25 protein-coding genes and 1 tRNA gene are annotated in these 26,895 nt (G+C 60.8%); 14 read left to right on the forward strand and 12 right to left on the reverse strand.

The genetic code is table 11. The features are described 5' to 3' along the window. Positions 1 to 75: 75 nt before the first annotated feature. Positions 76 to 1,527 (reverse strand): NADP-dependent succinate-semialdehyde dehydrogenase, encoded by a 1,452-nt coding sequence (gabD, locus tag ACSVIK_RS05100; protein WP_442443280.1) that lies wholly within the window; start codon positions 1,525 to 1,527, stop codon positions 76 to 78. A gap of 340 nt (positions 1,528 to 1,867) precedes the next feature. Between gabD and ACSVIK_RS05105 the strand changes: the two genes are divergently transcribed. The 3 genes from ACSVIK_RS05105 to ACSVIK_RS05115 all read left to right on the forward strand — a co-directional run bounded on the left by ACSVIK_RS05105 (position 1,868) and on the right by ACSVIK_RS05115 (position 6,523). Further along, positions 1,868 to 1,944: transfer RNA gene (locus ACSVIK_RS05105), tRNA-Arg, on the forward strand. Positions 1,945 to 2,371: 427 nt separating this feature from the next. Beyond that, complete coding sequence (locus ACSVIK_RS05110; RefSeq protein WP_442443281.1) at positions 2,372 to 3,286, forward strand: NERD domain-containing protein; 915 nt, start codon at positions 2,372 to 2,374, stop codon at positions 3,284 to 3,286. 207 nt (positions 3,287 to 3,493) lie between these two features. Continuing rightward, on the forward strand, positions 3,494 to 6,523 hold the full coding sequence (locus ACSVIK_RS05115) for an SIR2 family NAD-dependent protein deacylase (protein WP_442443282.1): 3,030 nt from the start codon (positions 3,494 to 3,496) through the stop codon (positions 6,521 to 6,523). A 209-nt stretch (positions 6,524 to 6,732) separates the two neighbouring features. Here ACSVIK_RS05115 and ACSVIK_RS05120 read toward each other — a convergent pair whose 3' ends face one another. After that, positions 6,733 to 7,020, reverse strand: coding sequence for a helix-turn-helix domain-containing protein (locus ACSVIK_RS05120; RefSeq protein ID WP_442443283.1), 288 nt, complete (start codon positions 7,018 to 7,020; stop codon positions 6,733 to 6,735). A 96-nt stretch (positions 7,021 to 7,116) separates the two neighbouring features. On the opposite strand from ACSVIK_RS05120, the gene ACSVIK_RS05125 reads away from it, so the two are divergent. Then, on the forward strand, positions 7,117 to 7,644 hold the full coding sequence (locus ACSVIK_RS05125; protein ID WP_442443284.1) for a BRO-N domain-containing protein: 528 nt from the start codon (positions 7,117 to 7,119) through the stop codon (positions 7,642 to 7,644). A 198-nt stretch (positions 7,645 to 7,842) separates the two neighbouring features. Here the strand turns inward: ACSVIK_RS05125 and ACSVIK_RS05130 are convergent, their stop codons facing one another. Next, positions 7,843 to 8,094, reverse strand: a complete 252-nt coding sequence (locus ACSVIK_RS05130; protein ID WP_442443285.1) for a hypothetical protein — start codon at positions 8,092 to 8,094, stop codon at positions 7,843 to 7,845. 167 nt (positions 8,095 to 8,261) lie between these two features. Further along, complete coding sequence (locus tag ACSVIK_RS05135) at positions 8,262 to 8,513, reverse strand: helix-turn-helix transcriptional regulator (protein ID WP_442443342.1); 252 nt, start codon at positions 8,511 to 8,513, stop codon at positions 8,262 to 8,264. 288 nt (positions 8,514 to 8,801) lie between these two features. Here ACSVIK_RS05135 and egtB point away from each other — a divergent pair, with 288 nt between their 5' ends. Continuing rightward, positions 8,802 to 10,082, forward strand: coding sequence for an ergothioneine biosynthesis protein EgtB (gene egtB / locus ACSVIK_RS05140; protein ID WP_442443286.1), 1,281 nt, complete (start codon positions 8,802 to 8,804; stop codon positions 10,080 to 10,082). 2 nt (positions 10,083 to 10,084) lie between these two features. After that, a complete protein-coding gene (gene egtD, locus ACSVIK_RS05145; protein ID WP_442443287.1) occupies positions 10,085 to 11,047 on the forward strand; it encodes an L-histidine N(alpha)-methyltransferase in 963 nt (320 codons plus the stop codon). 145 nt (positions 11,048 to 11,192) lie between these two features. Here egtD and ACSVIK_RS05150 read toward each other — a convergent pair whose 3' ends face one another. From ACSVIK_RS05150 to ACSVIK_RS05160, 3 genes are all read right to left on the reverse strand, one after another. Further along, complete coding sequence (locus ACSVIK_RS05150) at positions 11,193 to 11,453, reverse strand: BrnA antitoxin family protein (RefSeq protein WP_442443288.1); 261 nt, start codon at positions 11,451 to 11,453, stop codon at positions 11,193 to 11,195. Continuing rightward, positions 11,431 to 11,709, reverse strand: coding sequence for a BrnT family toxin (locus ACSVIK_RS05155; protein ID WP_442443289.1), 279 nt, complete (start codon positions 11,707 to 11,709; stop codon positions 11,431 to 11,433). Before ACSVIK_RS05155 ends, ACSVIK_RS05150 begins: the two co-directional genes overlap by 23 nt. 288 nt (positions 11,710 to 11,997) lie before the next feature. Next, positions 11,998 to 12,156, reverse strand: a complete 159-nt coding sequence (locus tag ACSVIK_RS05160; protein ID WP_003084988.1) for a YqaE/Pmp3 family membrane protein — start codon at positions 12,154 to 12,156, stop codon at positions 11,998 to 12,000. 333 nt (positions 12,157 to 12,489) lie between these two features. On the opposite strand from ACSVIK_RS05160, the gene ACSVIK_RS05165 reads away from it, so the two are divergent. Further along, a complete protein-coding gene (locus tag ACSVIK_RS05165) occupies positions 12,490 to 13,551 on the forward strand; it encodes an extracellular solute-binding protein (RefSeq protein ID WP_442443290.1) in 1,062 nt (353 codons plus the stop codon). Positions 13,552 to 13,692: 141 nt separating this feature from the next. Beyond that, positions 13,693 to 15,180 carry an aldehyde dehydrogenase family protein gene (locus ACSVIK_RS05170; RefSeq protein WP_442443291.1) on the forward strand — a complete coding sequence of 496 codons (1,488 nt, stop codon included), beginning with the start codon at positions 13,693 to 13,695 and terminating at the stop codon, positions 15,178 to 15,180. 113 nt (positions 15,181 to 15,293) lie between these two features. Here ACSVIK_RS05170 and ACSVIK_RS05175 read toward each other — a convergent pair whose 3' ends face one another. The 5 genes from ACSVIK_RS05175 to paaN form a co-directional block, all read right to left on the reverse strand. Further along, positions 15,294 to 15,662, reverse strand: a complete 369-nt coding sequence (locus ACSVIK_RS05175; protein WP_442443343.1) for a c-type cytochrome — start codon at positions 15,660 to 15,662, stop codon at positions 15,294 to 15,296. A gap of 197 nt (positions 15,663 to 15,859) precedes the next feature. Beyond that, positions 15,860 to 16,783: a transcriptional regulator FeaR gene (feaR, locus tag ACSVIK_RS05180; RefSeq protein ID WP_442443292.1), complete on the reverse strand. Its 924-nt coding sequence runs from the start codon at positions 16,781 to 16,783 to the stop codon at positions 15,860 to 15,862. Between the two features lie 74 nt (positions 16,784 to 16,857). After that, on the reverse strand, positions 16,858 to 17,781 hold the full coding sequence (gene paaX, locus ACSVIK_RS05185; RefSeq protein WP_442443293.1) for a phenylacetic acid degradation operon negative regulatory protein PaaX: 924 nt from the start codon (positions 17,779 to 17,781) through the stop codon (positions 16,858 to 16,860). Positions 17,782 to 17,872: 91 nt separating this feature from the next. Beyond that, positions 17,873 to 18,472 (reverse strand): phenylacetic acid degradation protein PaaY, encoded by a 600-nt coding sequence (gene paaY, locus ACSVIK_RS05190; protein WP_442443294.1) that lies wholly within the window; start codon positions 18,470 to 18,472, stop codon positions 17,873 to 17,875. Then, positions 18,459 to 20,168 (reverse strand): phenylacetic acid degradation protein PaaN, encoded by a 1,710-nt coding sequence (gene paaN, locus ACSVIK_RS05195; protein ID WP_442443295.1) that lies wholly within the window; start codon positions 20,166 to 20,168, stop codon positions 18,459 to 18,461. The genes paaY and paaN overlap by 14 nt, the downstream gene beginning before the upstream one ends. Before the next feature lie 400 nt (positions 20,169 to 20,568). On the opposite strand from paaN, the gene paaF reads away from it, so the two are divergent. The 6 genes from paaF (at position 20,569) to paaK (ending at position 26,843) form a co-directional block, all read left to right on the forward strand. Further along, a complete protein-coding gene (gene paaF, locus ACSVIK_RS05200) occupies positions 20,569 to 21,342 on the forward strand; it encodes a 2,3-dehydroadipyl-CoA hydratase PaaF (protein WP_442443296.1) in 774 nt (257 codons plus the stop codon). Between the two features lie 41 nt (positions 21,343 to 21,383). Continuing rightward, positions 21,384 to 22,175, forward strand: a complete 792-nt coding sequence (gene paaG, locus ACSVIK_RS05205) for a 2-(1,2-epoxy-1,2-dihydrophenyl)acetyl-CoA isomerase PaaG (protein WP_442443297.1) — start codon at positions 21,384 to 21,386, stop codon at positions 22,173 to 22,175. 4 nt (positions 22,176 to 22,179) lie between these two features. After that, complete coding sequence (gene paaH / locus ACSVIK_RS05210; RefSeq protein WP_442443298.1) at positions 22,180 to 23,703, forward strand: 3-hydroxyacyl-CoA dehydrogenase PaaH; 1,524 nt, start codon at positions 22,180 to 22,182, stop codon at positions 23,701 to 23,703. Then, on the forward strand, positions 23,690 to 24,139 hold the full coding sequence (gene paaI, locus ACSVIK_RS05215) for a hydroxyphenylacetyl-CoA thioesterase PaaI (protein WP_442443299.1): 450 nt from the start codon (positions 23,690 to 23,692) through the stop codon (positions 24,137 to 24,139). The genes paaH and paaI overlap by 14 nt, the downstream gene beginning before the upstream one ends. Continuing rightward, positions 24,132 to 25,352, forward strand: a complete 1,221-nt coding sequence (pcaF, locus tag ACSVIK_RS05220) for a 3-oxoadipyl-CoA thiolase (protein WP_442443300.1) — start codon at positions 24,132 to 24,134, stop codon at positions 25,350 to 25,352. The genes paaI and pcaF overlap by 8 nt, the downstream gene beginning before the upstream one ends. Positions 25,353 to 25,526: 174 nt before the next feature. Further along, positions 25,527 to 26,843, forward strand: coding sequence for a phenylacetate--CoA ligase PaaK (gene paaK, locus ACSVIK_RS05225; protein ID WP_442443301.1), 1,317 nt, complete (start codon positions 25,527 to 25,529; stop codon positions 26,841 to 26,843). Positions 26,844 to 26,895 lie beyond the last annotated feature (52 nt).

The raw sequence follows: 26,895 nt of genomic DNA on the forward strand, positions 1-26,895 counted from the left end.
CGTAGGGTGCGCCGTGCGCACCAGGGTATTTCAAGCGAGGCGCAGAGCCGATTGCCCCGCGCTCTCGCCAGCGGATCAGATACCGCCCAGGCACATGTACTTGATCTCGAGGTAATCCTCGATCCCGTACTTGGAACCCTCGCGGCCCAGGCCAGAGGCCTTCACGCCGCCGAACGGCGCCACTTCGTTGGAGATCAGCCCGGTGTTGATGCCCACCATGCCGTACTCCAGCGCCTCGGCCACGCGGAACACGCGGCCCAGGTCGCGGGCATAGAAGTAGGAGGCCAGGCCGAACTCGGTATCGTTGGCCATGGCGATCACCTCGGCCTCGTCCTTGAAGCGGAACAGCGGCGCCAGCGGGCCGAAGGTCTCTTCCTTGGCCACGGCGGCGCTCTTCGGCACGTCCACCAGAATGGTCGGCTCGAAGAAGGTGCCGCCCAGCGCATGCGGCTTGCCGCCCAGCACCACCTTGGCGCCCTTGTTCACGGCGTCGGCGATGTGCTCCTGCACCTTGGCCACGGCCTTCTCGTCGATCAGCGGGCCGGTGGTGGTGCCGTCTTCCATGCCGTTACCGATCTTCAGCTTGGCCACAGCGGCCTTGAGCTTCTCGGCGAAGGCCTCGTAGACGCCATCCTGCACGTATATGCGGTTGGCGCAGACGCAGGTCTGGCCGTTGTTGCGGTACTTGGAGATCAGCGCGCCTTCCACGGCGGCATCCAGGTCGGCGTCATCGAAGACGATGAACGGCGCGTTGCCGCCCAGCTCCAGCGACACCTTCTTGATGTCCTGGGCGCACTCGGCCATCAGTTGGCGACCGATCTCGGTGGAGCCGGTGAAGCTCAGCTTGCGCACGATGGGGTTGCTGGTCAGCTCGCCACCCACTTCGCCAGCGCTGCCGGTCACCACGCTCAGCACACCTTTGGGGATGCCGGCACGCTCGGCCAGCTCGACCAGAGCCAGTGCGGAGAACGGCGTCTGCGAAGCCGGCTTGATCACCATGGTGCAACCGGCAGCCAGCGCCGGGCCGGCCTTGCGGGTGATCATCGCGGCGGGGAAGTTCCACGGGGTAATGGCGGCAGTAACGCCAATCGGCTGCTTGATCACGATCAGGCGCTTATCCGGCTGGTGGCCCGGAATCACGTCACCATAGACGCGCTTGGCCTCTTCGGCGAACCACTCGATAAAGGAAGCGGCGTAGGCGATCTCACCCTTGGCCTCGGCCAGCGGCTTGCCCTGCTCCAGGGTCATCAGGCGGCCTAGGTCATCCTGGTTTTCCATCAGCAGCTCAAACCAGCGACGCAGCTTGTTCGCACGTTCCTTGGCGGTCAGCGCACGCCAGGCCGGCAGCGCCTTCTCGGCGGCCTCGATGGCGCGGCGGGTTTCCGCGCGGCCCATCTTCGGCACCTGGCCGATGATCTCGCCGGTCGCCGGGTTGTTCACGGCGATGGTCTGGCCGCCGTCGGCATCGAGCCACTGGCCATCGATATAGGCCTGCTGGCGGAACAGTTGGGCGTCTTTCAGTTGCATGGCAGTCTCCTTCGGGTTCCGACGCCCAGGCGTCGGGGTGGAGTCATGGACACGAACCACGCCGCGCAAGAAGCGCGACACGGGCCTGGTAAAGAATTAAGAGCCGCTGATTGGCGAAGGGTTCGGGATGAGCGAACACTGCGTTTGAAATCTCAAACGAATCCTAGGAGCGGCAGGGGTAAAGGGCAATAGCCGCCAAGGCAAAAACCCCAAAATAATGACAAAAAACTCACGCACAAGACGCTTAAGCCGCCAAAAAGTGTAAAGTACGTTCGGAATAACGAACATCCATGCACAATGGACGCTAAGCGCCCATATGAGTATGATTGCGCCCCGCAACGCATCCGTAGCTCAGCTGGATAGAGTACTGCCCTCCGAAGGCAGGGGTCGTGGGTTCGAATCCCGCCGGATGCGCCAGATCGCGAAAAGCCCCAGGTGAAAACCTGGGGCTTTTTCGTTTCTGCATGACTGGTTCATCCCACCGCCCGATAGCTGCCGCGCCTGGGGCTCTGCGCCTACTGCACGCTCGTGCAATTGAACCTGTCACTTGTTCGGCGTGATTCGGCTCATCGAATGAGCCGAATAGCCTGTCCAATCGGCTCACAGCGAGAGCACTCGCCATTAGCTGAATCCCAACAGAACAGCCTCTCCACGAATACCTGATGCCCCCTCCCTGAAGAGCTGCCACATAACGACCCACCGCCCATAGGACGATGGTCTCAATCCACTTGAGCACTCGAAAGCAATTAGCCATTATCCGAAGCAGTGCCAGGCATCTGGATTTCGGCACATCTGCTCGCCCGTGGTAAAGGCGCCCCTCAAGCAGCACGGCCAAGGAAGAAAAATGGATTTCACCCCGATAGTCGCCCAGGTGTGGGGCATGCTGGCCTGGTTTATCCCGGCGGCCCTGCTGATCGGCCTGCTCAAATCGCCCTGGGCCAAGGGGCAGATCGGTGAATTGCTGGTGCGCCTGTTCGCCCATTGGCAGTTGGATAAGCAGACCTACCGCCGCCTGCACAACATCACCCTGAAGGGTGCCTCTAAAAACGTAGGCGAGGCAGCCAGCGCAAGGCAAAAACAGGCGAAAAAGCGCAGTTTACGTGTTGTAAATGAGCATGTTGAGCCTGTTTTTAACGCAGCGACGGCAACGCAGGTAGTTTTTAGAGGTGCCCTGAATACGCCGAACGGCACCACACAGCTCAACCACATATTCCTCTCGCCCTACGGCATCTTCGTGCTGGAAACGAAGAATATGAGCGGCTGGATCTTCGGCAGCGAAAAGCAGACGCAGTGGACGCAGAAGCTCTACAAACGCACCTTCAAATTCCAGAACCCGCTACGGCAGAACTACAAGCACCTCAAAGCCCTGGAAGCCACCCTTGGCGTCAGCCCCGAGCATCTGCATTCGGTCATCACTTTTATCGGCGGCAGCACCTTCAAAACCGAAGTGCCAGCCAACGTCACCCAAGGCATCGGCTTTATCCGCTATATCCAGTCATTCCAGCAGCCGGTATTCAGCGAGGCCGAAGTCGACGCCATGCTGCACACCCTGCAAACCGGCCGCCGTGTGCCGACCCTCGCCACACACCGCGAACATGTGCAGAACCTCGAGCGACGTAGTGATCCGACAGCCGAGCGGCAGTGCCCGAAATGCGGCAATGCGCTGCTGATTCGTACAGTGAAGACAGGGCCGAAGGCGGGGCAGCAGTTTTGGGGGTGTTCGGGGTTTCCGAAGTGCAGGACGATGCAAAGTCTTTGAGAGATAGAGCCAGGAGACCAGCATGAATCACGCGCTCTTAAATAAATCTGCCCCCATTTCCGCAATTTCTTCTCCTTGCGTTTCCAAACACTGGGAAAAAACATATCTGATAGATACAGCAGAACAGCAAGAAGCCAGATTTTGTATAAATTATCTCTCGCTTGAATTAGTGCTCATTAGAAATTAATAGATTTATGAGAATATAGCATGTCAAAAGAATATATCGCCGAGGCAATTTCAAAGATACGACCAACCAAAGACACTATACTTGTAACCGGAACCGGACTAAGTCTTGCCCTTACAGAAAACTCTTACCCACAACTGTCATGGCTCGGGCTTATTAAGCATGGCTATGATTACGCAACAGAAAGTGGTCTTCTGGAGGAAGAATCAAAAGAGAAATGGCTTGGAATGCTATCAGGTGACAGTGGCACTGATGAGATTTTGTCGGTCGCTGGTTTCTTATCAAAAAAACTATCAGGTCCCGGTCATGTAAACTATGCTAGATGGTTCAATAAAGCATTCAGCCAAGTAACAATTGCAGATGATAACCTGCGAAATATCTTGAAAAATATTTCCGATGCTGGAGTGCGATTCTGCACACTCAACTATGACTCTCTTCTAGAACAAGCAACAGGTTTACCATCTATTACCATAGACGATACAGATAGCGTAATCTCATGGCTGAAAGGTGATAAGAAAGCGATATTGCATCTTCATGGATATTGGGAAAAAACAGAGTCGTGTGTACTGAGCGACTCTGACTACGAGAGAATACTGGGTAATAAACCGAGAGATTTCTTTCAGCAGAATTTAACTGTTCTACAGACATTGATTTTCGTCGGCTGCGGCGGAACATTCAACGACCCGAACTTTCAGAATATTTTAAAATGGCTTAATTCAGACTTAAAGTCTGGACGAATACCAAACTTTGCACTCACCAGCAGCGCCGAAAGTGCTAGTCGCAAAAAGGAGTGGTACGGCCTTGTTGAGACAGTAGAGTATGGGGCAGAACGCGCACAACTTCCCGGCTTTCTTGAAAACCTGTTTTCAAGTATCACCAATAAGACTTCACCGGGGATTGGCGAGATTGAAAGCACTCCGCCTATGAGGCTCATGGAACAAGGTATAAAGCGTGTCAATCTAGATGCAATACGTATTTCGTTGATGCCATCACCACAATCAACAGTTGTAAGGCATGCACAGCTACATCAGGCAAAAAAAGGATTAGAAGAACAGCGAAGTCTATGGATAGCCGCTGACTGGGGTATGCATGAAGATGAGTTTGTTTGGGCACTCGTTTCGCAGGAGTCAGCTGATATCGAGGGAGTATATGAAATCAATGTTGAAAATTACACAACGCGAGAGCTTTTTGGCCGACAGGTTCAAGAAATTTTCGGCCAGTCCTTCGAGTCATTTTGTAATGAGCTATCGGTCTCTGGAGCTTCGTACCTTATATTTAGAGATGTACCATTTGACTCAACGGAGAGCAAGGATGCTCTTTATTTAGAGTTTGAGACGCTATCTCAAATTCTAACTTCATTTTGCCATGATTTACGAGTAATCATGATTTCTCGGCAACCCCCACCTGTAAGCGTAAAAACAGTCGAGTTGCTGGCGCTCAGTGCTGCAGACACAATGGCATATATAGAAAATCATTCTTTATACCGTGGAGGGCTTAACCGAGAAGATTTTCATCAACTATTTGAATATTCTAATGGAGTTCCTGGACTCATAATTAGAGCCCTTGAGAAGCTCACAGTAGCTTCCATGCATGAGATAGTCACGGAGCGAGGAGCGACCAATGTCGACATAAGTGGCAGGCTGAGTGTTTTATTATCCAACCTCGCGAACTCGAAAGACATAAAGCGCCAGTATGCATTTTCATTGCTGAAAAGCTTGTCAGCATTTCCCTATGGTGAGTACCTTGAAAACATCAAAAGGGTAAACAAGGTCAAAAAGTTCACAACTGACCATGTTCTTATTCTGCTCAAAGAGGGATTTATCTATATAGAAGAGCAAGACAGATTCGGGCATGCAGGTGTTCGCACCCCTAAAAAAAGGCTAGTTGTAACGCGAGGCGCACGCCAATGGATCCAGCAAGAGGTAAAAGCAAGAGAGTTAAAAAAAATCAAAAGTGACGCCATTAAGCTTTATTTTGGAGATTCCTGGGAAACAAATAATATTAAATTTCACTCTATATTCAAGTCCGGAAGTATAGGTGAGCAATCCTCAGAAATAAATAACGCCAGATCCTTTATCGTTGATGTGTTTTCCACTGCAGTGGGTTCTGAAAGGTCAGTATCTGTCGCCATGAGTTTGGCCTCTCAGTTTTGTGCAATGATCACAAGGAAGTCGTACTACAAAGCTGTTCAAGACCTTTACATTTCTCTCAAGCCATGGTTCGAGTTAAGCATCCAAGATAGCGAATATTGGTATCTTAGCTATTTGTATGCAAAGGCATTAAGGATGTCTGATGTGGAAGGTGCTTCAAGTGAAGCATTAGAACTCTTGCTCAATGCTGAGCAAAGGCTAAAAGACTCAAAGACTTCCGCATCAATACATTTGATAATTGCGCTGATCTACTCAAAGCGCAAGCAGCATGACAAGGCGATAGAGCATGCTGAAAAAGTTCAGAAGCTAGCCCGCGGCGGAGACTCTTTGCAGGCAGCTCATGTTATTCTTTTAGCCAAACAGGAGCCAGGACTAGATAAAGAGCTATCGCAACTTGAAGTTCGAGCCAAAAAAGCCAAGGGCGCTCCATATGTAAACATCGCACTTGATAGAATCATCGCCCTTCCTGATGACAGCTTTAAAATTAAAGAACTGGAGCAGGTTGTAGATTTTTGCAAATCAAACAGCCTACACTATAGTCGCGTTAGATCTTTTCTCGACTTAGCTTCCACTTTGCTCAAGGTAAATAAACGACTAGAGCCTCAGGTAATCTCTGAGCTAATAGGGATATATCATCATTTGCATAATGATAACCTGGCAAAACTTCACGACAAATGCCACAACCTGTTGTGGACTGTATTTTCTCAAAACAACGACATATTAAATTTACTTCAACTCTTCAAGTACAGCTCGCTATTTTGGCGACTCAGAGACAACTCTAAAGCCGAACTTAACGCATTAAGCCACCTTCAAAAACTTGAACGCTCCAGCTCTCTTGCCGGCTCCGAGCGTGATCCTGCACGATCATACTATCATGGCCGTTCAAGTAGTTTACTTCGTTAGTCATAGCCCCAGAAAATTGCGAGCCATCACGACAACTTGGTCATGTCTTGAGGACATGGCCTTATTTATCTATTGATCTGACATGACGATTTATTTCTTTCGAGTCTATTAGACAATCGTGACGACTAGGAGAGTCAGGGGCATAGAGAATCAGGGAAATCGGGGGACAGATTTCCTCTGGTAGTGGTACACCACTCTGGGTGCAACCACTACCCGTCGCACTGGCTCTTCCCTTTGTCCCCGCCATCACTATCACCAGCCAACTCATCCTCAAACCGCTGCACAAAGCTGCTCAAGCTAATGCCCAGCACCTGACAGATATCCCGTAGTTGGATCAGATCCAACCGACGCAGTCCGCGTTCTACGTCGCTGACAAAGGACTGTGGGCGGTCAAGCGCTTTGGCGAAGTCGCCCTGGGTCAGCCCTGCCTCGACCCGGCACTGTTTGAGCAATTTCAAGAAAACGAGGTTTTCGTCTCGATAAACCGACTTTTCCACAGGAGGCGCATCCGTCCGTTGACAGGACAGGTACGGTATATCTAATCTCCAGATATCTGATTTTCAGATAATGCAATTTAGATTGCTGGAGGCCTTATGGAAGACGCCTACATCCCCATCGTGCTGATGCGCCATAACCGCCCGTTACGTGGCGTGATGATCGACCGCCAGCCGTGGGTCTGTGCCCGTGAGTTTGCGCGTTTGCTGGGTCATCGCCACCCGGAGCGGATCTGCCGGCTGATGGATACCGACCAAGTGCGAGTAGTGCACTTCCAACTGGCCAGCGGGCAGTTGGAGGCGGTGGAGGTGCTTAGTGAGTCAGGTATGTACAGGGCGTTGTGGCGCTTCTCACATCCGGAGAACCGTCACCTGCGGCGCTGGCTTAGCCATGTGGCCTTGCCGGCGCTGCGCGACAGTGAAGCAGCCGCCGATCATGAGCCCTCGCGCTGCCTGATGGCCTGGGATAACCAGCAGGTCAATTTGCTGGAGTGGCAAGGTGAGCTGTGGATCGCCCTGGGCGAGCTGCCGCGCTTCCATCGACAGCCTCACCCGACACCCCGCCAACCCCAATCGTGGCTGACGCGCTGGTGGCGTGTACGTTTTCGAGCCGGAGCAGATCGTTGAATGCCGCCTGTCTTATTTAAAGTTGAAGTGAAGGATGTGTACTTCGTGACTCGCAGTGGACTGGAAAACTTGGTTTCGCCCGAATGCAGCAGGATGGAGGCGGCTGTATACATCAATCCCGCCGCCCTCCGATGAAATGCCGGAAGGTCAGGGTCACCTGCTGAATTTGGAAGGTGTCGAAGATTCGGACGAAGCGGGTTACCGAGCCTTGCAGGCATTGAGCTCTTCCTGAGTTTCAAGATGCGTTTCGATGCCCAGGCGGAACTTGCAGTAATCGCGCACCGTAGCTCGCTCCAGCGGGCTCAACTGCTCCAAGGGCTTGTCATCCGCATCGCTAGCAAAGAGATTCACAAACTCGACCTGTAGAGATGGGTACTTCTTGATGAAGAAAACCCTCTTGTTGTCTTCCGCCCAGCGAGTCTCATAGAACCCGATATAGAGATGAGCCACGAATAGAATAAAAAACAGGACGATACATTTTCTCATGATGTAGGCGGAGGTAAGAGTTGAGTCTTAAATAATCATGGACAGGCCACGATTTACGACGAACAGTTTGGCGTTGTCGGAAAGGTAGAACTCCGGCACCGAATGCCCAGTTCCTGGGCCACGGACATGCATCAGTCGAATACGCCATGGATTTCGTCCAGCGTGGGCATTCGCGCAGGGACAACCTCAAACTCACCATCTAGCGCCCCCAGCACACGCGCATAGGCCATCATCCCAACCGAGAGGTCGCCCTTCTCGATGGCAATGACCTTTTGCCGCGTGATACCCGCCAGCGAAGCCAGCGCGGCCTGCGTCAGCCCGCGATTCAAGCGGCGCTGCCGAAGCTGCTCGCCAAGCCGCTGCGTGATAAGGGAATAGTCCATGTTTTGTATACGTAACAATTTATATTGAATGTAACGTATACCGAACCATCCGAGAAAGCAAAGCGAATCAGATTGCTCGAGCAGGCCGCTGAAAACCCCAGGCGAGGCAGCCAGTGCCATACAGATGGTATGCCCCGCCCAGTTCTTGATGCCCACCCCCCCAACCGTTAACCCCCGCTTCCGCCCCCTGCCATATAAACGCCACACTTTTCCCTGAACCTTTGCCCTTATCGCCCAGTCGGTTTTAAGAACCGTCGCGCTTCGCGACGCCAGCAAAGGATGCGCGATATGCGAGACCGCGCCAGCAGGATCGACGCCTCACCTTCTCGACTCGAACAGCTATGGCAGCGTTACCAGCGGGTGCGTGCCGCCAGCGAGCGGCTCTGCGAGCCGCTGGAACCGGAAGACTATGTGATCCAGAGCATGGCGGACGTCAGCCCGCCGAAGTGGCATCTCGCCCATGTCACCTGGTTCTTCGAGGCCTTCGTGCTGAAGCCCTTCCTGCCGAGCTATCGCTCGCTGGATGAGCGCTACGACCACCTGTTCAACTCCTATTACCAGACCCACGGCACGCCCTTCGAGCGGGCGCGGCGGGGTTTGTTGTCACGGCCGACGGTGAACGAGGTGTACGCCTATCGCAGCCATGTCGACCTGGCCATGGAGCGCTTGCTTCAGCCGGGCAGCGCACTGGCCGATGAGGTGCTGCAGCGTATCGAGCTGGGCCTGGAGCACGAGCAGCAGCATCAGGAGCTGCTGCTGATGGATATCAAGCACATCCTGGCGCAGAACCCGTTGCGCCCGGTTTACCGCCGCGACCTCAAGCCGGGCGGGGCTGCCGCAAGCGAGCTGCGCTGGGTGGACTTTCCCGCCGGGCTGCGCCATGTCGGCCATGCCGGCGAGGGCTTTGCCTTCGATTGCGAGCGGCCGCGCCACCGGGTATTCGTCGAGGCCTTCCAGCTCGCCAGCCGGCCGGTGAGCAATGGCGAGTATCTGCAGTTCATCCGTGATGGCGGTTATCGCAGCACGGCGCTGTGGCTGGCGGACGGCTGGGATCATATCCAGCGCGCAGGCTGGCAGGCGCCGCTGTACTGGCTGCGCGAGGGCGACGACTGGTTGGAGCTGACCCTGGGCGGCCCGCGCGAGCTGGATCTGCATGCACCGGTCTGCCACCTGAGCTACTACGAGGCCGAGGCCTTCGCCACTTGGGCGCAGGCACGCTTGCCGCGCGAGGAGGAATGGGAGGTGGCCGCGCAGGATGAGCCGCTGTGGGGCAACTTCGTCGAGAACGATCACCTGCAGCCGGTGGCTGCGGGCGCGGGCGATGGCCTACAGCAGCTCTATGGCGATGTCTGGGAATGGACGGCCAGCGCCTACCGGCCCTACCCCGGTTTTCGCCCGCTGGGCGGCAGCCTGGGTGAGTACAACGGCAAGTTCATGTCCGGGCAGATGGTGTTGCGCGGCGGCTGTTGCGCCACGCCGGAAGACCACGTGCGCCCCACCTACCGCAACTTCTTCTACCCCACGATGCGCTGGCAGTTCTCCGGCCTGCGCCTGGCCAAGGAGCTTTGAGCATGGCATTGGCAATCCGCACCCACGAACAAACCCTCAGCCCGGAACAGGAGTCACTGCGCGAGGAAGCCTTGCGCGGCTTCGCGGCCAGCCCGAAGGCGATGTCGCCGAAGTTCTTCTACGATCATCGTGGCTCGCAGCTCTTCGAGCTGATCTGCCAGCAGCCGGAGTACTACCCGACGCGCACCGAGGAAACCATCCTGCGCCTGGCGGCCAAGGATATCGCCGAGCTGGCCGGGCGCAACGCCAGCCTAGTGGAGCTGGGCAGCGGCGCCAGCCGCAAGATTCGCCTGCTGCTCGAAGCGCTGCGCCCGGCGCGTTACCTGGGCATCGATATCTCCCGCGAGTTTCTGGAGATCTGCACCCGGCGCCTGGCGGCCGACTATCGCTGGTTGGACGTGCACGCCCTGTGCGCCGACTTCAGCCTACCGCTGAAGCTGCCCGCCGACGCGCTGGGGCAGCGCCCGCTGGCGTTCTTCCCCGGCTCCAGCATCGGCAATTTCGACCCGAGCGAGGCCCGCGCCTTTCTGCGCAACCTGCATCAGGCCTTGCCAGCCGGCAGTGGCCTGCTGATCGGCGTGGATCTGGTCAAGGATCGTCAGGTGCTGGAGCGCGCCTACAACGATCAGGCCGGGGTCACCGCGCAGTTCAACCTCAACCTGCTGGAGCGCATGCGCAACGAGCTGGACTGCGATATCGACCCACGCCGCTTCGAGCATCGGGCCTTCTACAACGAGGCCGAGTCGCGCATCGAGATGCACCTGGTCAGCCGCCAGGCGCAGCGGGTACGCATCGAAGACCGCGTGTTCGACTTCGCTGCCGGCGAGACGCTGCACACGGAGAATTCCTACAAGTACACGCCGGGCGGCTTTCGCGAGCTGGCAGGCGATTGTGGCTTCGCCTCCGTGGCCATGTGGCGCGACCCGGCGCAGTTGTTCAGCGTGCACTTCTTGCGGCGCGAGTGAGGTCAGTGTAGGAGCGAATTCATTCGCGATGCTTGTCGCTTTGATGCCTGGCTCTTTCGCGGATAAAGCGAGGGGCCACCCGCTCACTCTACAGAGAGACTTACAGGATCGAACACGTCATCACTACAGGCGCTTAGCGCCCCCATCACCGTGGCGAATTGTTCTGCTGGCCCTGCATGTACTGGCGCAGTAGCTGGTTGATGCGCGTCTGGTAGCCCGCGCCCTGGCTCTTGAACCACTCCAGCACATCGGCATCGAGACGGATGGTCACCGCCTGCTTCACCGGCACGCGTAGCTCGGCACGACGAAAGAAATCATCGCCCAGCTCGGGTATGTCACTGGTGTCGATGTCCTGGTCGTCCTGCTTGGCCAGGCGTTCCCAGTCAGTTTTCGATGCTTTCGACATAGCGTCTGGCCTCCTGCTTGGTGGCTTTTCGGGCAGAGATGATGCGAATCACATCGCCTCGCCGTTCGGTGTATACGACCACACCGATCAGTACCTTGATCCAGCCGATGCTGACCCAGCGCTCTTCGCCGTAGTCCGCTCGGTCATCACGCAAGGCCAGCATCGGGTGTTGAAAGATATCCGGCACGTCGTTGAAGTCGATGCCGTGCTTGCGGATGTTGGCCTGGTTCTTGGCTTCGTCCCATTCAAAGCGCACGACACCTCCTGTATGTACTTATGTACATACACAATACGCCTCTGTGCGCAAAAGCGCAGCCTGTGCCAACTATTCGGCGCGCAACTTCTGCGTCTGGAGTGACAAGACAAGATCGATGTAGGAATTCACTGGAAAGAGAGCCTGATCCCCGTTAGGAACGCCTCCTCTGCGCTCCTACCGGGGACCAAAAATCCGCGCACGGGCGCGTTTTTTAGATCGTTCCCACGCTCCGCGTGGGAATGCCGCCTGGGACGCTCTGCACCCCTGCTCGTTGCGTTCGTTACGGCTTCAGCGTTTGGCGATGATGTACACCGCGTGCACGATGCCGGGAATGTAGCCCAGCAGGGTGAGCAGGATGTTCAGCCAGAACGCGCCGCCGAAACCCACCTGAAGAAACACGCCCAGCGGCGGCAGCAGGATGGCGATGAGGATACGGATAAGATCCATGCGGTGCTCCTTTGCATTCCATGATGGGGTACTGAAACAGACCCGGCCACACGCCGCGCAGTTCAGTTCGCCTGATGCCTGGCTGCGTAGAAGCCTTCTGTCAGGGCTTGCAGGGGCGAAGCGCGCAGCATGTTTCATGTCTACCTGCACGCTGACGCCACCGCCTCTTGCCACTACCCAGGGTTCATCGAGCGATTGGCACCCCAGCACCAGAACTTGGCACCCAGAAGCAAATATCGCCCGGCCGATCTGGCTTAAATGCCTTGCATAGGTCCAGCGTTCTGCAGTTCGAGCGACTGAACGAATGTCCATGCCTGCCACCGGGGGTGCCTGATGAAACTGCTGCTTGCCACGATCGTTCTGCTTGCCGGCAGCGTGCAGGCCCATGCTCAGCAGGTGCTGCACGTCTATGGCTGGAAGGACTATCTCGAACCCGGGGTACTGGAAGATTTTCAGAAGCAGACCGGCATCGCCGTCGATTACCAGAGCTATACGAGCAACGACGAACTGCGCCAGGCACTCGGCGCTGGCTCTCGCTACGACCTGGTGATGCCGAGCCACTTCATGCTCAAGCAACTGATCGACGAGAAGCGCCTGGCCCCGCTGGATACCCACCAGCTCGCTCATTACGCTGATCTCGATCCCTGGCTGCTGTCGATCCTCGCCGGCCTGCCTGGCGCCAATCAGCATGCCGTGCCTTACCTGTGGGGCTCTACCGGCCTGGTGATCTCACCCGCTCTGGCGCAAGCCAGTTACGGCGGCCCCCTGCCCAATAGCTGGCGGCTGCTGTTCGCGCCGGCCGAGCTGGCCAAGCTCAGTAGCTGCGGCGTGGCCATGCTGGATGCAGCCGACGAGGTCTCTTCGCTGCTGCTCAATTACCGTGGAAGGCGCCTGTCGCGCACCACCGACCGGCAGCTCGGCAAGCAACTGGAGACGCTGAAGCCGGTCATGCCGCTCGTTCAGCAGATGAACAATTGGGACTTCGTCGATGGTCTCGTCGATGGCAGGCTGTGTCTGGCCATGGCCTGGAGCGGCCACGCCGTGCGTGCGATGCAAGGCAACCCCAAGCTCACCTACAGCATCCCCGAGGAAGGCGCAGCAATCATCGTCGATACCCTGGCGATCCCGAGCGATGCCGCCAACCCCAAACTGGCCTACCGCCTGATCGACTTCCTCATCAGCCCACCGGTCGCCATTCGCAACGCCCTCAACTCTCATTTCTACCCACCGCTGCCCAACGACACGCAGACCATGCAGGCTTTTGCCAAGGCAAATCCAGGACAGGTGCTGACCACGGATCAGCGAAGACGCAGCTACCTGCTCGAAACCGTGCCAGCCGCCCAGCGAAAGACACTCGATGAAGCCTGGTCAGGCCTCGAGGCCGTACGTAAATGAGCCAGCGGCCAGAGACGTGCAAGGGTTTTGGCGAGTTGCACGCCATGAGCATTCAGGTACCCGCACTCCGCTGCATTCGGGCGCCACTTACCCTCGTCAATACCGAGAAGCTCGGGCCACTCATGCCCCACAGGAGACTCCATGAGCGACATCCAGTTACTGCCCAAAGTACGTGAATACCTGCAACGCGATCACGGCCACTTCATCGACGGCCGTTACCACAGCGGCACGAGCGACACGCGCATCGCCGTGATCAACCCGGCCGATGGCGAGGTCATCGCTCATGTCAACGGTGCCACCAGCGCCGATGTCGAAGCGGCCTGCCAGTCGTCCAGAAACGCCTTCACGGGTGAATGGGCGCAGACATCACCCTATCAACGCGGCCTGATCCTCAATCGCCTAGCCGACCTTATCGAGGCCAATGGCGAGGAGCTGGCGCAACTCGAAACCCTCTGCTCGGGCAAGCACATCCAGCTATCGCGCCTGTTCGAGGTTGGCCAAAGCGCGATGTTCCTGCGCTATTACGCCGGCTGGGCCACCAAGATCAACGGCGAGACCATGACGCCCTCGCTGCCCTCCATGGCAGGCGAGCAGTACACCGCCATGACGCGCCGCGAACCCGTCGGCGTGGTCGCCGGCATCGTGCCCTGGAACTTCTCGGTGATGATCGCCATCTGGAAACTCGGCGCCGCACTGGCCACCGGCTGCACGATCATTCTCAAGCCAAGCGAGTTCACCCCGATCACCCTGCTGCGCCTGGCCGAACTGGCCGTGGAGGCCGGGGTGCCGGCGGGCGTGCTGAACGTGGTCAACGGCACGGGCGAGATCGGCGCTCAGTTGATCGAGCATCCGCAGGTGGCCAAGGTGTCCTTCACCGGGTCGGTGCCGACGGGGATGAAGGTTGGCCAGAGCGCGATGGCCGCCAACCTGACCCGCGTGACCCTGGAGCTGGGTGGCAAGAACGCCGCCGCGCTGCTGCCCGATGCCGATATCGCCAGCGCCGTGGCTGGCCTGGTGCAGACCGGCTACGTCCATCAGGGCCAGGTCTGCGCGTCGCCGGAGCGCATCTACGTGCACCGCTCGCAGCTCGAAGAAACCCTGGCGCAGTTCGCCGCCGCGCTCAAGGACTTGCGTACCGGCTCCCCGCTGAACGAAAGCGTGCAGTTCGGCCCGCTGGCCAACAAGCCGCAGTTCGACAAGGTGTCGCAATTGCTCGCCGCGGCGCGCCAGGACAACCAGGTCATCTGTGGCGGCAACCCACTCGCGGGGCCAGGTTTCTTCGTCGAGCCGACCGTGATCCTGGCCAACGACAGGCAGGATCGCTTCCTGCACGAGGAAGTCTTCGGCCCGCTCCTCTGCGTGGTGCCTTACGACGAGGTGGAAGAGCTGCCGGCGCTGATGAACGATTCCCCCTTCGGCCTCACCGCCAGCGTATGGACCAATGACCTGTCCCAGGCGCTACGTCTGATTCCGCAGATCGAGGCCGGTACGGTGTACGTCAACATGCACACCTTCATCGACCCGTCGGTGCCGTTCGGCGGCGTCAAGGCTTCTGGCATTGGACGTGAGTTCGGCAGCGCCTTCATCGAGGACTATACCGAGCTGAAGTCGGTGATCATCCGCTACTGAGGCCAAGGCGCGCCCGGTCAGCATCGCAGACCGGGCGCCGCGCCGCACAAGAGCCAGGCAACAGGCCGGGAACTCGCCTGCGCCACAGATTGCGTGGAGGGGATTTGCGCGAGTTACTTCTGCGTACTCAGGAAGCACGCCAGCGCATGACGATCCTCGGCATTCGCCAGCCCCATGTAGGGCATGTAGGTGCCAGGCACGAAGGCCTGCGGCGAGGTGATGAACTGTTCCAGGCTTTCCATCTGCCATTCGACCGCCTTGGCCTTCATCGCCTGGGAATAGCTGAAGCCGGGCAGGCTACCCGAGGTTCGACCAAACAGGCCTTTGAGATTAGGCCCCATCTTGCTGGCCCCCCCGGTAGTGACCGAGTGGCACACCGAGCATTCGTTGGTAAACAGCGTCTCGCCCTTCTGCTGCTGCGCAGTCAGGCATTGTGCCGCGAACACGGGCACCGACAGCAGCAGGCAGCCAAGGCCGGCCATCTTGGTTAGGGCTTTCAAGTCAGAACCTCACATCATCCAGTTTGCTGAACCGGCCCGCGGCGATAGCGCCAAACCCGGCCGATTGACAACCTGATTGTCCTCGCTCGACATCGATGGAGTTTTATTGCCCGTGCCAGGCCTGTTTGCCAACTTGCCAAAACACTGACGGAGGCGCGCAGGCACTGCTCTTGCGCGATCTAAAGCCCCTGGCTGTAACGCCGGCGGTAGTCGCTGGGGGAAACCCCGAAGCGCGCCTTGAATGCGGTGGAGAAATAGCTGGAGTCGGTGAACCCCCACTCGTAGCCCAGTGCCGAGAGTTTTTGCTCGCCGCTGGCCTGGCGCAATGACTCGGCGCAGAAGTCCAGCCGGCGGTTCTTGATGTACTGCGCCACGACCAGGCCCTTCTTGGCGAACATGCGATACAGCCCCCGCACGGAAACCCCCACCTCCCTGGCGATGACCTCCGGGCAGAGCGCTTCGCTGCGCAGATGCTCGTCGATGAAGCGTACCGTCTTGCGGAACATCTTCTCGTGAGCATCGGGCACGCTCTCGCTAGCACAGAGCATGGGCCGCAACAGGCTGACCAGCGCCTCGAGGGTCGCCTCGCTTTCACTCACGCTCAGCCCGCCCTGCAGCGTCGATTCGAGAAGCAGACGATTGGCCATGACGGCCATCGGTGCGCTGGCAGGAATGCGCTGGGCGCAATGAACCTCGGAGAAACGCAGGTTCTGCTCGAGCAGATGACGCGGAAGGATCAGGGATATCTGCCGCGAAGAATCTTCATAAAGAAAATTGTTCGGCACGTTGGAGTCGATCAGGGTGAGATCGCCAGGCTGCATCTCGACGCAATTGCCCGACTGCTCCATGCCTGCGCGCCCCGCCAGTTGGCTCACCAGGTAGAAATGCCTGCCGTCGCTCTGCGCCACTTCCTTCGACGAGCGAAACAGGCGGGCCTGGGCAATGTCAACGAAGCTCAATCGCAGAGCGCCCGTGCGGTGTTCACGGATGGCGCCGGAGAATCCTTCGCCCAGACATTGGGCATCGAAGTGTCCACAGGCTTGATTGACATCATGTAGCCATTCGTCGAAACGCCCGGCTATTTCTGCTCGTAAGGTCGTCATGGCTCTAGAGCCTCACACTCGGCTGGATCTTGTTATAGGTTGCCGCCGTGCCAGCTTGTTACCGCCAGCGATTGCTACTTTAGCCCTCCGAAACGCTGATAGAAACTCTCGTTGGCGTCAGGCAGAGGGCCGTCCGCGGTTTCCAGCGTTGCATTGAGCCAGGTTTCGGCACTGCGATAGATGAGACGGTAGATGTTGCGGCACAACTGGCGTGCCGCACGCCCCTCCCAATCGCCCGGGAGGAGCTCATCCGGCAACTGCGGATCGCGCAGCAATAGCTTGCGATACTCATGTATCAGCAAGGTTCGGGCCAGAAAGCAATCTGCAGGTTGCAGGTTTTCCTGCTCCTTGAGTTCCTTCCACAGGGGGCGGAACAACTGGATGAATTCACTGTAATGCCTGCCCAGCTCATCGATGTTCCAGCTCTCGCGAACCTGGGCACGTAGCGCTCTCGAAGCCAGGACGTCCTGTGTACGGGTCTCGAAGATGATGCTGTCTTCCAGGGCATCGAGCTCCTGCAGCGTTGCGCCGACATCGACCCGGTCGCAGCGGGGATTGGCCAGCACGGTCGGGGCGATTGCACCAAAACCTTGCCACTCCAGCTCTTCGCGCACCTGCTTGCGCTTGTCCGGGGACAACTGCGAAAGCACCACCAGGCACCAGGCGCCATCCCAGGCAGGCACGCTGGAGCTGTAGACCCGCTTGAAGGCCTTCTCGAACCGGCGCCGGCCGGTACCGGTCAGGCTGTAGTAACTGCGCCGCCCCACCTTCTCGGCACTCAACCAGCCCTCCTTGGTCAGGCGGAAGATCGAGGTTCGGATCAGCCGCTCGTTGATGCCCATGGGCTCGAGCAACTGGATCAGGCTACCCAGCCACACGGTGCCGCCATGGGGTTCGATGGCGTCGCCGTACAGGGTCATGATCAGCGAGCTGGCACGGATGGGCGTCTGCTGCTGGAAGCGGGTGATGAGTTGATCCAAGGGCGCGAGCGAAGTCATGAGCATTCTGGAAGCGGAAAAGATGCCGAATATACCCGCAGGTACTTCGGCATGACCATCGGCGCCGGGTGCCGTCTCGAGATATGAGCGATCATGGCGACGAGTTGCCCTTGGGCCGCAAGCCTCGATCAGCGATGCGCGGCCGCTGCGCCTCGATGGCCGGCAGCGGCTCGCAAACCGCGAGGCTCTCCATGCAACGCCGAGCCAGCACCTGGTACTCGTGGGTGCCCGCGCGTTTCCAGGCCACCTCCTCATCGCTGAGGCTGCGCTTGACCTGCGCCGGCGCGCCCATCACCAGTGACTGCTCGGGGCAGGTGAAACCCGCCTTGACGAAGGCAGTGGCAGAGACGAAGGAGCGCGCGGCGATCTCGGCGCCATCCATCACCACCGCATTCATGCCCACCAGCACGTCCTCGCCGATGCGACAACCATGCAGCACGGCGCCGTGGCCGATATGGCCATTGCGCCCGACCACCGTATCGCTGTCGGGGAAACCATGCATGACGCAGGTGTCCTGGATGTTGGCGCCTTCTTCGAGAATGATCCGGCCGAAATCGCCACGCAGGCTGGCCAGCGGCCCGACATAGCAACCCGGGCCGATGATCACATCGCCAATCAGCACCGCGCTGGGGTGAACGTAGGCCGTGGGGTGCACCACCGGCACCAGGCCGTCGAGGCTATAGCAGGTCATCGGCACGCTCCCAGGCTGCGGCATGGCGGCGGTTCTGCACCACGACGAAACGCCGGGCGACGAAGGCCATGTCGGTAATCGACGCGTTCGCCGCCGGGTTGCCGCCACTGGCATGAAAATCACTGAAGGCCGCCGACTGGTTGACCAGCACGCCGCCATCGAAGTTGATCGACAGCGCCACGGCCACCTCCAGGGACAACGCCTCGGCACGTGCCAGCACCTTGTCGTCGGTGCTGTAGACGCCCAGGGTCAGCGCACCTTTCTCGGCGATCACCTCGCCGGCGAGCTGCAGGCTGTGGGCGCTATCGTCGGTGGCGATGACGAAGGCGATGGGGCCGAAGCGCTCTTCGCCATAGGCTTGCCTGGCACTGGCATCGACCCGCAACAACAGCGGCGTATGCACACGCGCCCCCGGGAACTGCGGATGCTCGCGCACTTCGCTGTCCAGCAGAATTTCACCCAGCGCCCGGCAGGCCTGGATGCGCTCGGCGGTGGCCTCCGACTGGATGGCACCGAGCACCGCGCAGGCGCGCTCATTGTCGCCGAGAAAGTCACGGATGGCGCCAGCCAGGCCCTGGGCCACCTCGTCGAAGGACAGACGGCCGTCAGCCGTGGCGATACCGCCGCGCGGCACGTAGATGGCCTGCGGCGTAGTGCACATCTGCCCGGAATAGAGGCTCAGGGAGAGCGCCAGGTTGCGCGCCACGGCCTTGAAATCCTGCACGCTGTCGATGATCACGCTGTTGATGCCGGCCTTCTCGGTGAACACCTGGGCCTGCCGGGCGTTGCCCTCCAGCCAGTTACCGAAGGCATTGGAGCCGGTGAAATCCACCAGCTTCACCCGCGCATCCAGCGCCAGGCGCTGGCTCACGGGTGCCTCGGGAGTGTCCACCACCAGGCTGACCAGAGCCGGATCGAAACCCAGCTCCGCCAGTACCTGCTGCGCCACCCTGACGGTCATCGCCAGCGGCAGGATGGCGTGTGGGTGCGCCTTGACCATCACCGGGTTGCCGGTGACCAGGCTGGCGAACAGCCCCGGGTAGGTGTTCCAGGTCGGAAAGGTGGAGCAGGCGATCACCAGCGCCAGGCCGCGCGGCACGATATGCCAGCGCTTGTTCAAGGCCAGCGGCGCCTGCTTGCCCAGCGGCTTGATCCAACTGGCGCTCTCCGGCACCGCCGACATGGCCTGCCAGGCATAGGCCAACGCTTCCAGGGCACGATCCTGGGCATGCGGCCCTCCGGCCTGGAACGCCATCATGTAGGCCTGCCCACTGGTATGCATCACCGCATGGGCCAGCGTCGGGCTCGCTGCATTGAGACGCTGCAGTATCTCCAGGCAGGCCCCCAGGCGCGCACGCGGCCCGGCATCGCGCCAGGCGGGCAGGGCGGCCTCCATGCGCGCCATCAGTGCGTCGGCGTCGTACTGGTCGTAACTGACACCCAGTTCCAGGCCGTAAGGGGAGCGCTCGCCTCCTACCCGGGCAATGGCGTCCGGCCCCGCCAGGGTGAAATGCCGCCCCAGCAGTGCCTCGAACTCCGCCTGCGCGCTCTGCACTGCCGTCTCCGGGTATTGCTTGAGGCTCTCCGGGAACGGCGACCAATAACCGCGCTCGCCAATGGCCTCGCTGGCGCGCTCCAGGGTCGGGCGGTGCCGCTCGAACAACTCGGCAGCGGCAACCTGGGTTTGAGTGGACATGGCGAACTCCTCGACTGATGCAGGTACTGAAATGGCGCAAATGGCACAGCAGCATTTCATTTTTTGTATCACATCATGAAAATCCAGAAAAGCATCAGTTTTTTGTATCAGATGCCCGGAGCACGCCCGCGAACCTCTCAATACGCCGCTCAAAAGCCCTGAAATAGCCAGGCCAGAGCCAGATGCGGCCCATTCATGAAGAGACGCCTCATGCCAAAAGCAGGCATAAAAGACACGTAAATATTATTTTTTAATCTTGTTTTGTATCGCTTCATGCATATACTCGAAGCCAGAACGAGCCGTGGGACACCCGCTCGTCACCGCGAAGGGCAGCGCCCCGAGCCACTAACCAATAAGAGCGGCTGGCACCAAGTCGCGCGTGCAGCAGAGGACATTCGTTATGCCTCGTACCCTTGCCGTCCTGCAGCCAGAGCAGGGCGTTCGCCTGATCACATTGCAGCGCCCCGAGGCGCTCAATGCCCTGAATACCGAATTGCTCGCAGAGTTGGCCGCCGAGCTGGATCACGCCGAGCAGGACGCCGACACCCGCGTGGTGGTAATCACCGGCAGCCGCAAGGCGTTCGCCGCCGGTGCCGACATCAAGGAGATGGCCGAACGCGACCTGGTGGGCATCCTCGAGGATCCGCGCCTGGCCCACTGGCAGCGCATCACCCGCTTCGGCAAGCCGCTGATCGCCGCCATCAACGGCTTCTGCCTGGGCGGCGGCTGCGAACTGGCCATGCACGCGGACATCCTCATCGCCGGTGAGGACGCACGCTTCGGCCAGCCGGAAATCAACCTCGGCATCATGCCCGGCGCCGGCGGCACGCAACGTCTGCTGCGCGCCGTGGGCAAGTCCCTGGCCATGCAGATGGTGCTAAGCGGCGAGGCCATCGACGCCCGCCACGCCCTGCGCGCCGGCCTGGTCAGCGAAGTGACCCAGCCCGAATTCACCGTCGAGCGCGCCATGGCCATCGCCCGCCTCATCGCCCAGAAGGCGCCGCTGGCCGTGCGCCTGGCGAAGGAGGCCGTGCTCAAGGCCGAGGACACCGACCTGGCCAGCGGCCTGCGCTTCGAGCGCCACGCCTTCACCCTGCTGGCCGGCACCCGCGACCGCGACGAAGGTATTCGTGCCTTCCAGGAAAAGCGCCGCCCCGACTTCACCGGCCAGTGACCACTGGCCACCCTCTCCCGCCGCACCGGAGCGCCCGAGACATGACTTTCGACCACATCCTCTTTGCCATCGAGGCAGGTGTCGCCACCCTCAGCCTCAATCGCCCAGACCAACTGAACAGCTTCAACGCCCAGATGCACGGCGAGGTTCGCGAGGCCCTCAAGCAGGTGCGCCAGAACCCGGAGGTTCGCGTCCTGCTGCTGACCGGCGAGGGCCGTGGCTTCTGCGCCGGGCAAGACCTGGCCGACCGCAACGTTGCGCCGGACAGCGCAGCACCGGATCTGGGCGCCTCCATCGAGCAGTTCTACAACCCGCTGATCCGCGCCCTGCGCGACCTGCCCATGCCGGTGATCTGCGCGGTCAATGGCGTCGCCGCCGGCGCCGGCGCCAATATCCCCCTGGCCTGCGACCTGGTGCTGGCCGCCCGTTCCGCCAGCTTCATCCAGGCCTTCTGCAAGATCGGCCTGATCCCCGACTCCGGCGGCACCTGGACTCTGCCGCGCCTGGTCGGCATGGCCCGCGCCAAGGCCCTGGCCTTGCTGGGCGAGCGTCTCAGCGCCGAGCAGGCCGAGCAGTGGGGGTTGATCTACCGCGTGGTGGACGATGCCGAGCTGCGCGACGAAGCCCTCAAGCTCGCCCGCCATCTGGCCACTCAGCCCACCTACGGCCTGGCGCTGATCAAGCGCAGCCTCAACGCCAGCCTGAACAACAGCTTCGACGAGCAACTGGAGCTGGAGCGCGACCTGCAGCGCCTGGCCGGTCGCAGCGAGGACTACCGCGAGGGCGTCAGCGCCTTCATGGCCAAACGCACCCCTGCCTTCAAAGGACGCTGAGCCCATGCCTGCCCTGCCCAACACCTCACTCGTCGCCGTCATCGGTGCTGGCGCCATGGGTGCCGGTATCGCCCAGGTAGCGGCCCAGGCCGGCCATCCGGTGCGCCTCTATGACAACCGCCCCGGCGCCGCGGCCCAGGCCGTGGAAGGCATCGCCCGACAGCTCGCTCGCCTGGTGGAGAAAGGCAAGCTCGATGCCGACGCCCAACGTGCCATCGTCGCCCGCCTGCATCCGGCAGACGCCCTGGAGGAGCTGGCCGATGCCCACCTGGTGATCGAAGCCATAGTCGAGAATCTGGAGGTCAAGCGCAGCCTGCTGCACAAGCTGGAAGCGCTGTGCGCCCCCACCTGCATCCTCGCCAGCAACACCTCGTCGCTGTCGATCACCAGCCTGGCAGCCGGCCTCAAGCACCCGGGTCGAGTGATCGGCATGCACTTCTTCAACCCGGCACCGCTGATGGCGCTGGTGGAGATCGTATCGGGTCTGGACAGCGACCCGGCGCTGGCCGACAGCCTGCATGCCACCGCCAAAGCCTGGAACAAGAAGCCGGTACATACCCGCTCCACCCCGGGCTTCATCGTCAACCGCGTGGCGCGCCCCTTCTACGCCGAAAGCCTGCGCCTGCTGCAGGAAGGCGCCGCCGACTGCGCCACCCTCGACGCACTGCTGCGTGATGCGGGCGGCTTTCGCATGGGCGCCTTCGAACTCACCGACCTGATCGGCCATGACGTCAACTATGCCGTCACCTGCTCGGTGTTCGACGCCTACTACGGCGACTTCCGCTTCCAGCCCTCACTGATCCAGAAGGAACTGGTGGACGCCGGCCGCTTGGGCCGCAAGAGCGGTCGTGGCTTCTACGACTACGCCGAAGGCGCCCAGCGCCCGGCAGCCAGCGAGCTGAGCAGCCAACTGGTGGTTGATAGCTGCGTGGTGGAGGGCGACCTCGGCGCGGCCGAGCCGCTGGTGACACGCCTGCAGGCCGCCGGCCTGGCGGTGACCCGGCGTGACGGCGCCGGCTTGCTGCGAGTCGGCGACGCGGTGCTGGCGCTGTCCGACGGGCGTCTGGCCAGCCAGCGCGCCCGCGAGGATGGCCTGGCCAACCTGGTGCTGCTGGATCTGGCGCTGGACTACGGCAAGGCCAGTCGCCTCGGCATCACCTGGTCTGCCGACACCTCCACCCTCGCCCGCGACCAGGCTGTGGCGTTGCTGCAGCGCGCCGGCATTGCGGTCAGCCCGCTGGCCGACCTGCCAGGCCTGGTCGTGCTGCGCACGGTGGCGATGCTCGCCAACGAAGGCGCCGATGCCGTGCTGCAAGGCGTTGGCTCGGCGGCGGACATCGACCTGGCCATGCAGGCCGGCGTCAATTACCCCAGGGGCCCGCTGGCCTGGGCCGACGCCATCGGCCTGCCAAGTGTGCTGCGCATTCTGGACAACCTGCAGGCGGCTTACGGCGAAACGCGCTACCGCCCATCACTGCTACTGCGTCGTCACGCAGCGCAAGGGAGGCTTTTCCATGACCAACTATGAAGCGCTGTCATTGGCAGTGGACTGTGGCCGCAAGCTGTTCGAGCGCGATGCCGCCAGCCAGGCCATGGGCATGCGCCTGCTCTCGGTGGCGCCGGGCCAGGCACAGGTCGGCATGAGCGTGCGCGCCGACATGGTGCAGGGCCACGGCACCTGTCACGGCGGCTACCTGTTTGCCCTGGCCGACTCGGCCTTCGCCTTCGCCTGCAACAGTTACAACGAGGCCAGCGTGGCCATCGGCTGCAGCATCGACTACGTGGCCCCCGCGCGCCTGGGCGACACCCTTACCGCCCAGGCCAGCGAGCAGAGCCGTAGCGGGCGCACCGGCAATTACGACGTGCGTATCGAGAACCAGGACGGCCAACTGATCGCCCTGTTCCGCGGCAAATCCTACAAAGTGCGCGGCACGGTGCTCGCGCAGGAGACCCCTGATGAATGATGCCCAGTTGAACGACGCCCTGATCATCGATGCCGTGCGCACGCCAATCGGCCGCTACGCCGGCGCGCTGTCCGGCGTACGCGCCGACGACCTCGGCGCGGTACCGATCCGCGCCCTGATGAGCCGGCATCCGGAGCTGGACTGGAGCGCCGTGGACGACGTGATCTACGGCTGCGCCAACCAGGCCGGCGAGGACAACCGCAACGTCGCACGCATGGCTGCCCTGCTCGCTGGCCTGCCGCAGAGCGTGCCCGGCACCACCCTCAACCGCCTGTGCGGCTCCGGCCTAGACGCCGTGGGCAGCGCTGCCCGGGCTCTGCGCTGCGGCGAGGCCGGGCTGATGATCGCCGGCGGCGTGGAGTCCATGTCCCGCGCCCCACTGGTGGTGGGCAAGGCGGAAACCGCCTTCTCCCGCCAGGCAGAGATCTTCGACACCACCATCGGCTGGCGCTTCGTCAATCCGCTGATGCAGGCCGAGTTCGGTATCGACTCCATGCCCGAGACCGCCGAGAACGTCGCCGAGCAATTCGCCATTTCCCGCGCCGATCAGGACGCCTTCGCCCTGCGCAGCCAGCAGCGCGCCGCCGCCGCCCAGGCCAACGGTCGTCTGGCGAAGGAGATCGTCGCGGTAGAAATTCCCCAGCGCAAAGGCCCGCCCAAGGTGGTGAGCCAGGATGAACACCCGCGCGCAGATACCACCCTGGAGCAACTGGCCAAACTGGGTACGCCGTTCCGTGCCGGTGGCTCGGTCACCGCCGGCAACGCCTCGGGGGTCAATGACGGCGCCTGCGCCCTGCTCCTGGCCAGCCCTGCCGCCGCCCGGCGCCATGGCCTCAAGGCCCGCGCCCGAGTGGTCGGCATGGCCAGCGCCGGGGTCGAGCCACGCATCATGGGCATCGGCCCGGTACCGGCCACCCGCAAGGTGCTGGAGCAGACCGGGCTGGCCCTGACCGACATGGACGTGATCGAACTCAACGAGGCGTTCGCCGCCCAGGGCCTGGCCGTACTGCGCGAACTGGGCCTGGCCGACGACGACGCCCGGGTCAACCCCAACGGCGGCGCCATCGCCCTCGGCCATCCGCTGGGCATGAGCGGCGCCCGCCTGGTCACCACCGCCCTGCATGAACTGGAAGAACGCGGTGGCCGTTACGCCCTGTGCACCATGTGCATCGGCGTAGGCCAGGGCATCGCCCTGATCATCGAACGAATCTGATCCTGAGAAGGCAGCCAGCCGCGTGCCGTCCGTCGTGAAAACGCCGGCTTGGCAGGCACAGCAAAGCCTCTGACACGCAGCACGAACTGCCCCAAGAACGGGGAGCGTTATGCTCCCTCATGACACTCGCGGCCCCTCGAGGGGCTGGCGCACAAGAACAAATCGAGTGAAACCATGAACATGTACCATGATGCCAAACGTGCCCTGCTTGACCCGATCGAAACCGCCAGCGTCGACGAACTGCGCCAGCACCAGTTGCAGCGCATGCGCTGGAGCCTGAAGCACGCCTACGACAACGTGCCGCTCTACCGCCGCCGCTTCGATGAAGCCGGCGTGCACCCGGACGACCTCAAGTCCCTGGACGACCTGGCCAGGTTCCCCTTCACCGGCAAGAACGACCTGCGCGACAACTACCCCTTCGGCATGTTCGCCGTGCCGCAGAGCGAGGTCGTGCGCGTCCATGCCTCCAGCGGCACCACCGGCAAGCCGACCGTGGTGGGCTATACGCAGAACGACATCGACACCTGGGCCAACGTGGTGGCGCGCTCGATCCGCGCCGCCGGCGGGCGCAAGGGCGACAAGGTGCATGTGTCCTATGGCTATGGCCTGTTCACCGGCGGCCTGGGCGCGCACTACGGTGCCGAGCGCCTGGGCTGCACCGTGATCCCCATGTCCGGCGGCCAGACCGAGAAACAGGTGCAACTGATCCGCGATTTCCAGCCCGACATCATCATGGTCACGCCGTCCTACATGCTGAACCTGGCGGACGAGATCGAGCGCCAGGGCATCGACCCGCACAAGCTGGCGCTACGCCTCGGCATCTTCGGTGCCGAACCCTGGACGGCCGAGCTGCGTCGCGCCATCGAGGAGCGCCTGGGCATCACCGCCCTGGACATCTATGGCCTGTCGGAGATCATGGGGCCGGGCGTCGCCATGGAATGCGCGGAAAGCAAGGACGGCCCGACCATCTGGGAAGACCATTTCTACCCCGAAATAATCGACCCGGTGACCGGCCAGGTGCTACCGGACGGCGAATACGGCGAGCTGGTGTTCACCTCCCTGTCCAAGGAGGCGCTGCCGATGATCCGTTACCGCACCCGCGACCTCACCCGCCTGCTGCCCGGCACTGCACGTCCGATGCGGCGGATGGACAAGATCACCGGGCGCAGCGACGACATGCTGATCATCCGTGGCGTCAACGTGTTCCCGACGCAGATCGAGGAGCAGGTGCTCAAGGTGCGCCAGCTATCCGAGAACTACGAGATCCACCTGTTCCGCAATGGCAACCTGGACAGCATCGAAGTACACGTCGAACTCAAGCACGAGCACGAAAGCCTTGCCGAAGACCGGCAGAAAGCGCTCTGCGACGAGCTGTCGAAGCACATCAAGACCTACATCGGCATCAGCTCGCGCATCGTCCTGCGCCCCAGCTATTCGCTGAAGCGCTCCGAAGGCAAGGCCTGCCACGTGTACGACAAGCGCAACCAGTAAGCGCACCACCGTGCGGAGCGCTGCATCGCCAGCGTCCCGCACGCCGACCCTC

It is taken from the genome of Pseudomonas sp. NCHU5216 (assembly GCF_052156495.1).
In the GTDB taxonomy this organism is placed as follows: domain Bacteria; phylum Pseudomonadota; class Gammaproteobacteria; order Pseudomonadales; family Pseudomonadaceae; genus Aquipseudomonas.